Source organism: Streptomyces sp. NPDC057543, assembly GCF_042801895.1.
Taxonomy (GTDB): Bacteria; Actinomycetota; Actinomycetes; order Streptomycetales; family Streptomycetaceae; genus Streptomyces.
Map to the genome: position 1 here is coordinate 1 of NZ_JBHVFF010000418.1, position 5,413 is coordinate 5,413.

Consider the following 5,413-nt stretch of genomic DNA (forward strand, 5'->3'; position numbering starts at 1 on the left):
GGCACGACCTGTGTCGGTCGTGCCCCCGCTGGTTGGTGGGGTTGTCAGGCGGCGGCGATCTCGGTGTTGCTCTCGACCCAGGTCCGTACGGCGGCGGGGTCGTATCGCAGGTACTTGCCGACGCGGATGGCGGGCGGGCCAACGCCCTTCTTGCGCCAGGTGTAGAGCGTCTCGGCGCTTGGCAGGCTGAACATTTCAATGAGGTCTTCGGGGGTGAGGTAGCGGTCGGGCAGTCCGGCGCGCAGGGTGGTTTGCGGGTCGGGTGCCGGGGCGCGGGTGGTGGTCACCGGGAGCTCCTCGGTTCGTTCGGTCGGCGTGGTGGGGCCGGTTTTCCGTGACAGAACTGACAGAACCTCGCCGTATGGCCTCTGACCTGCAGCTTTGGCCGCTTTCGGCTGCGTGACAAAACCTCAAAAAACTCTGACAGAACCTCGGAAACCTAGGTTCTGTCAGTGCGGGCGGATCGCCCTGGAGCGGGGTTTTTTGAGTTCTGTCAGAGTTTTCGGAGGTTTTGTCAGAGCCCCGAGAACGCTTGTTTCCGCAGGTCAAAAGGCTGTTCGGGGGGTTCTGTCAGTTCTGTCAGAGGTTTCGGGGGTTTTCAGGCAGCGCGGGTGATGCGGGGGTGGGTCTCGTAGCGGGGGGAGGGCGGCCGGCCGCCGCGCGTGGTGCGGGGCGGCGGGGGCTGCTGGCGGACCCAGCCGTGGTCCTCCAGGAGGTTCAGGGCGGGGTCGAGGTCGCCCATGGCGGGGAACTCGCTGCGGGGCATCGCGCGGAAGAGGTCGCGCTTGGTGAAGGTGGCGGTGCGGGTCTCGCTCAGGTGGGTCAGGAGGGTGTGGGCGGCTTCCTGGGCAGGGTCGGCCTTCATGGCATTGAAGACGTCGAGGGCGTGTGCGGTGAAGTAGTCCCCGAGACGGGTGGCGTTGGCCATCGTGGTGGCCTCGATCGGCCGGGTCCAGGCGTCCTCGGGGTGGGCGGCGAGGTGGAGGAGCCCGGCGATGCGCGCGACGGCGCCGTCGCGCTTGCTGGCCCAGTTCACGATCGGGCGGAGCGTTCCGTCCCTGCGGAGGCGGGATTCGGTGACGCGCTGGTAGGCGAGGAGGACCGCGTCGGCTTCGGGGGTGAGGGTGAGTTCGGCGGTCTCGGCCCAGCCTGCGAGGGTCAGTGCCAGGCCGCCGAGTTTCTTCGCGTAGGTGTCGGCGGTGTCGGGGTTCAGGAGCTCCGGGGTGAGGTTGCGGTAGCCGACGAGTGACTCGGGCTTGGAGTAGAGGAACCGGGCGAGCAGCCCTCGGCCGTCGGCTCCCTTGATCTGCCCGATGGCGTCGAGGACCTCCGGCTGTACGGCGAGGCCCATGGTGATGGCGGGGTTCTCGATGTACTGGGCTTCTCTGGCCTGGCGGTTGACTCGGGCCATGTCTCCCGCGTGTCCCTTGAGGAAGATCCCCATGTTCGGGACGCCGGAGTAGCGTCCGGCGATGATCTCGAAGATCTCGCCCTCGGGGGACAGGATCGAGATCCGCCCGTCCTGCTGGGCAAGCAGGGTGGTCAGGCTCTCGGCGGTGACGTCGTCGGCGATGAGCTGGGGCTCGGACGGGATGACGGCTCGCTCGGCGGCCTCGGACAGGGAGATGGCCTGGGCGGTCAGGTCGGCCAGCTTGTCGGCCTCGGCGTTGGCGGCCAGCTTCTCGGCCTTCTCTGCCGCGGCTTTCGCGATCCGCGCGGAGGCGGCGGCCTCGGCCCGCTGTGGTGCCGTGAGCTCGATCAGGGCCTTCTCGGCGGCGAGGAGAGGCTTGGTCATGAGCCCGAACACGGCGCTCTTGCGGTTGCCGGGCGGGAGTGCGACGGCGGTATAGAGAGTGACGGGCTCACTCCACTGCCCGCGCACGGTCACGGTGAGGCGTCCGCCGGCGGCCGTGCCGATGGCGGCGAGCGCGAGGCACCCGGCGAGATCTACAGGGGTCTGGGTCTCCTCCGCGACACCGGCCGTCATGGTGGCGAGCCAGTCGGGCAGCGCGTCCACGGGGAAGACGGGGAGCTGCCCGCGCGGGTTGAGTGGTACGGGCTCGTCCCACACGGGTCCGGCGATGTCCTCGGCGGTCATCTCTTCGAACCCGGCCCACAGTTCGGGGTCGTGCGGGCTCATGAGGCGTTCCTTTCCTCGGTGGTGCGCAGGGGGCAGCGGGTGCGGTGGCGGTTGTGGTCGTCGATCAGGGCGAGGGCCTTGTTGCGGCCTGCGGCGAAGAGGTTGCGTCCGCATTCGCAGATGCTGGTGGCGGTGGGTACGGCGCCGCGGGGTGCGCTGATGGTGAGCCAGGCGATCGGGTACCGGCCGTCCCCAACCGACTGGTCAGAGCGAACCGATGAAGGGACGCCTCCGGCGACGTCCTTCGGGGCGCCTACGGCTACAGCCTCTTGGCGGATTCTGGCGTCGAAAAGCTCTGATGGCGTGAGCGGTAACGCTTGGGTCATGCTGGGTACCTCCTCGTACTCGCATGAGGGCAGGGAGAGCCAGAGCGACCGCGTTTCTTTGGCGAGAGGGCGGTCGCTCTGGTCGTTCTTGAGGTTTGTATGTGCGTGGTTGAGTCGCTGAGGTCCGGCTAGCTGCGGTTGCCGGTGCGGGAGCGCAAGGTCCACTTTTTGCCGTGGGAGACGCCGTAGCGCTCTGACCAGACTGTGTTGTAACCGTGCATCAGCATGGTGAGCCCAACGCCGTTGAAGAGAGCCATGTAGCCGACGTTGAACTTGCCGAGTAGGCCGTCTACGAACTGGCCGATGGAGTCGACGCCCGTTGGTACTTCGCGGCTCCGCATGAATGGGTCGGGGCACATGAAGATGGGCAGACGTCCGTATCCGGCCCAGTCGGTCATTGAGTAGTCGATGGCCTGCGCAACCCAGCCGGTGGTGTCCTTCCGGCTGGCGTTGATCACGTGCGGGTACCACGATTTGAACTCAATACCGAGGGCGACATCCGGGTTCTTCCACGCGGGGGCGTCTCTTGGCCTGAGGACGGCATCTATGCGGCACGGGCGCCCTGTGGGGTGCTTGCCGGAGACTTCACGCTCGATGTGGAACCAGGGCTCCAGGCGCCTCAGTACACCTTCTGTGAGGGTGGCTTCGTCGTGGAAGCGAGCCAAAGGAACCTGTTCGCTGGCGGTGGGATACCCGGGGCTGGGTCCGAACGGGCTTGGCTCGTTGGCGAGCGGCTTGAAGAGGCCGGCCGCTTCGCGGAGCAGTAACGCGGTCCGTTCGTGCATATCTGCGCTCAATGGATCTCCGTGTGCTCGCGGGGGAGAAGACGACTGATAGCCCAGCCTCATCTCTGCTACCCATCGGGTGGGTTCGTTGCGCAGGACGCTCTTAGTGGGGGCGGTTACGCGGGCCGTCGACTGACGGGGTTGTGGGCGATGGACCAGTTCAGGGCGCGGTTAATGACGTCGTCGTAGTAGCGCTGCGATTCGCTGCCCGTCCCCGTTGCTGCTCTACTAAGAGCGTCCTCAACCTCCTCCCGAGCGAGGTCGCCCGCGGCGATGAGGCGTCCCAAAGCTCGCGCGGCCCTCAGGAGCGTGGCGTTGCGAGTGCCGTCTCCGGCCGTTGCGACACTCTGCACCTCGTTGCGGAGTGCCGCTGCCGCATAACGAGACGCTTTAGTCGTAAGCGGCACTGACATGTGCCGTGTCTGTTGCTGTGAAGGCTTCAGGATGCTCAGCAGCCACCCGGGAAGCTTCGCGACAGGGACATAGTCCGCGACCGTGTACACGCCCCGGGAAACGCGGCTGCCAGGGCCGACGACGTATCCGCCTACTCCTCGAATGTCGATCAGCCGACCTAGCTTTCCTGCGCTGTTGCCAATCCGGATTCCGTCCGGGGCGGTGAAGTACAGGTGCTCTCCACCGCTCGCGGTCCGCACCCGGTAGGTGGCGGGGACGGCCTGGCCGGTGCGCTCGCAGAGCGCCTTGAAGGTCGTCACGCCGCAAGGCGTGTCCGCACTGCTGTTGGGCTTGGGCATATCGAGATCGACGACGACCAGCCCGGACGGGCCGGTAGCGATCCCGACGTTGAACCGGCCCGTGGCCCAGGCCCGGTGGATGCGGTCGGGGTCGGTGGTGGCTCGCTGCTCCCACTTGCGGTGGCCGGTGGTGCAGTCGCCGGTGCGGGGGCAGGAGGCTTCGCCGTGCAGGGCGGGCGGCTTACCGCCAGGCCGTAAGGGGAACACCGCCCAGCCTCGGGCGGCGGCATCGAGCGCTGCGGACAGCAGCGCGGAACGTGCTTCATGGGTCATGCTGGATGCTCCAGTTCTCTGTTCGGGTGCTGGAAGAGGGCGGTCGTGACTTCGGCGAGAGATAGCCGCCCTGGCCTTTTCCGGGTTGCGGGGCGGGTAGGGGGAGCAGGATGGGTGAGGCTAGGGTCAGCGACCGACTGCAGAGGCGGGTCAGGCGCGACTTTCCTGACGCTGAGGTCGCGAAGGGCGCCGAGGGGGCCTTGCGCTCCCTGGTCAAGAAGTTGGGGCCCGACGGGACGGTCGGTGTTGGCGACGAGCGTCTGATGGCCGCAGTGGTGCTCTTTGCGCGTGGGGACATCGGTCGCCTGAGGTCTGCCGTCCGTCTTGCGCAACTCGACTGGCGTGACCTGCTCGTTGCGGCTGAACTCGCTGACGAGGACTTCGAGCAGCGGCTTCACCAGGAGCTGCCTGGTCCGACGTAGCGCCTGGCGGTCAGTTGTGGAAGCGGTTGGATTCGGGGTGCTGGTCACACCAGGCTTCGGCGCAGACCTTGTGGACGGGTTCGCGGTCGTGGGAGCGCATCGGCGTGGGCCTGCGGCAGAGCACGCAGGGCAGGTCACGGGATGCGTCGAAGTGCCGGGCGTCTCGCCAGTCGAGTAACGGCATGACCGGCGCCCGTTCAGCGGTGGTTGATGGTGCCGTTGGCGCGGCCGAAGAGGCCGGTGGCGGTGATGTTCTGCGTGATGTGGGTCGTCGACCGCCCGCTGCCGGTGCTGTTGCGGGCGAGGCGCAGGAGGAGGGGGAGGCCGATGGCTCCGGCGGCGATGAGGGCGACGGTCGCCCAGAGGGCTTGGCTCATGGCGATCAGTCCCGGGGCTGCGTAGGAGAGGCCGATACCGGCGGCGGCGACACCGCCGCCGACCGTGGGGACGAGCAGGGCGGTGGTCTTGGCCCATGCCGGGATCGGCTGCGCGACCGGAACCGGCGGTGCGGGCGGGGCCTGCTGCGCGGTGTAGGCGAGGGTCCGGACGCCGCCGGGGAGGGTGACCATCTGCACTCCCGGGGGGATCTCGGACGGCAGCATGACGGGGTGTCCGGTGGGTTGCTGGGGGGTCAGGGTGGTGATCTCGTACGCGGTCTCCGGGTACACAAAGGGCTCCCTTCAACGCGTCGGGCGGCACCCGTGGTGGTAGGCGC

Annotated in this window: 8 protein-coding genes; 1 reads left to right on the forward strand and 7 read right to left on the reverse strand. The window is 67.7% G+C overall.

Annotation, left to right across the window (positions count from 1 at the left end; all coding sequences use genetic code 11):
- Nucleotides 1-44: 44 nt before the first annotated feature.
- The 5 genes from ACFU8Q_RS38650 to ACFU8Q_RS38670 all read right to left on the reverse strand — a co-directional run bounded on the left by ACFU8Q_RS38650 (nt 45) and on the right by ACFU8Q_RS38670 (nt 4,276).
- Nucleotides 45-287 (reverse strand): helix-turn-helix transcriptional regulator, encoded by a 243-nt coding sequence (locus ACFU8Q_RS38650; protein ID WP_384464011.1) that lies wholly within the window; start codon nt 285-287, stop codon nt 45-47.
- Nucleotides 288-598: 311 nt separating this feature from the next.
- On the reverse strand, nt 599-2,140 hold the full coding sequence (locus ACFU8Q_RS38655) for a YfjI family protein (protein ID WP_384464014.1): 1,542 nt from the start codon (nt 2,138-2,140) through the stop codon (nt 599-601).
- The gene (locus tag ACFU8Q_RS38660; RefSeq protein WP_384464017.1) at nt 2,137-2,466 is read right to left on the reverse strand and encodes a hypothetical protein; all 330 of its coding nucleotides are present in this window, start codon (nt 2,464-2,466) and stop codon (nt 2,137-2,139) included. Before ACFU8Q_RS38660 ends, ACFU8Q_RS38655 begins: the two co-directional genes overlap by 4 nt.
- Nucleotides 2,467-2,594: 128 nt before the next feature.
- Nucleotides 2,595-3,251 (reverse strand): hypothetical protein, encoded by a 657-nt coding sequence (locus ACFU8Q_RS38665; RefSeq protein WP_384464019.1) that lies wholly within the window; start codon nt 3,249-3,251, stop codon nt 2,595-2,597.
- Between the two features lie 116 nt (nt 3,252-3,367).
- Nucleotides 3,368-4,276 (reverse strand): bifunctional DNA primase/polymerase, encoded by a 909-nt coding sequence (locus tag ACFU8Q_RS38670; RefSeq protein ID WP_384464022.1) that lies wholly within the window; start codon nt 4,274-4,276, stop codon nt 3,368-3,370.
- Nucleotides 4,277-4,386: 110 nt separating this feature from the next.
- Here ACFU8Q_RS38670 and ACFU8Q_RS38675 point away from each other — a divergent pair, with 110 nt between their 5' ends.
- Nucleotides 4,387-4,698 (forward strand): hypothetical protein, encoded by a 312-nt coding sequence (locus tag ACFU8Q_RS38675; RefSeq protein WP_384464025.1) that lies wholly within the window; start codon nt 4,387-4,389, stop codon nt 4,696-4,698.
- Between the two features lie 10 nt (nt 4,699-4,708).
- On the opposite strand, the gene ACFU8Q_RS38680 is transcribed toward ACFU8Q_RS38675, so the two are convergent.
- Together ACFU8Q_RS38680 and ACFU8Q_RS38685 are read right to left on the reverse strand one after the other, a co-directional pair.
- Complete coding sequence (locus tag ACFU8Q_RS38680) at nt 4,709-4,882, reverse strand: hypothetical protein (protein WP_384464028.1); 174 nt, start codon at nt 4,880-4,882, stop codon at nt 4,709-4,711.
- Nucleotides 4,883-4,895: 13 nt separating this feature from the next.
- Nucleotides 4,896-5,366, reverse strand: coding sequence for a hypothetical protein (locus ACFU8Q_RS38685; RefSeq protein WP_384464031.1), 471 nt, complete (start codon nt 5,364-5,366; stop codon nt 4,896-4,898).
- Nucleotides 5,367-5,413: the final 47 nt, after the last annotated feature.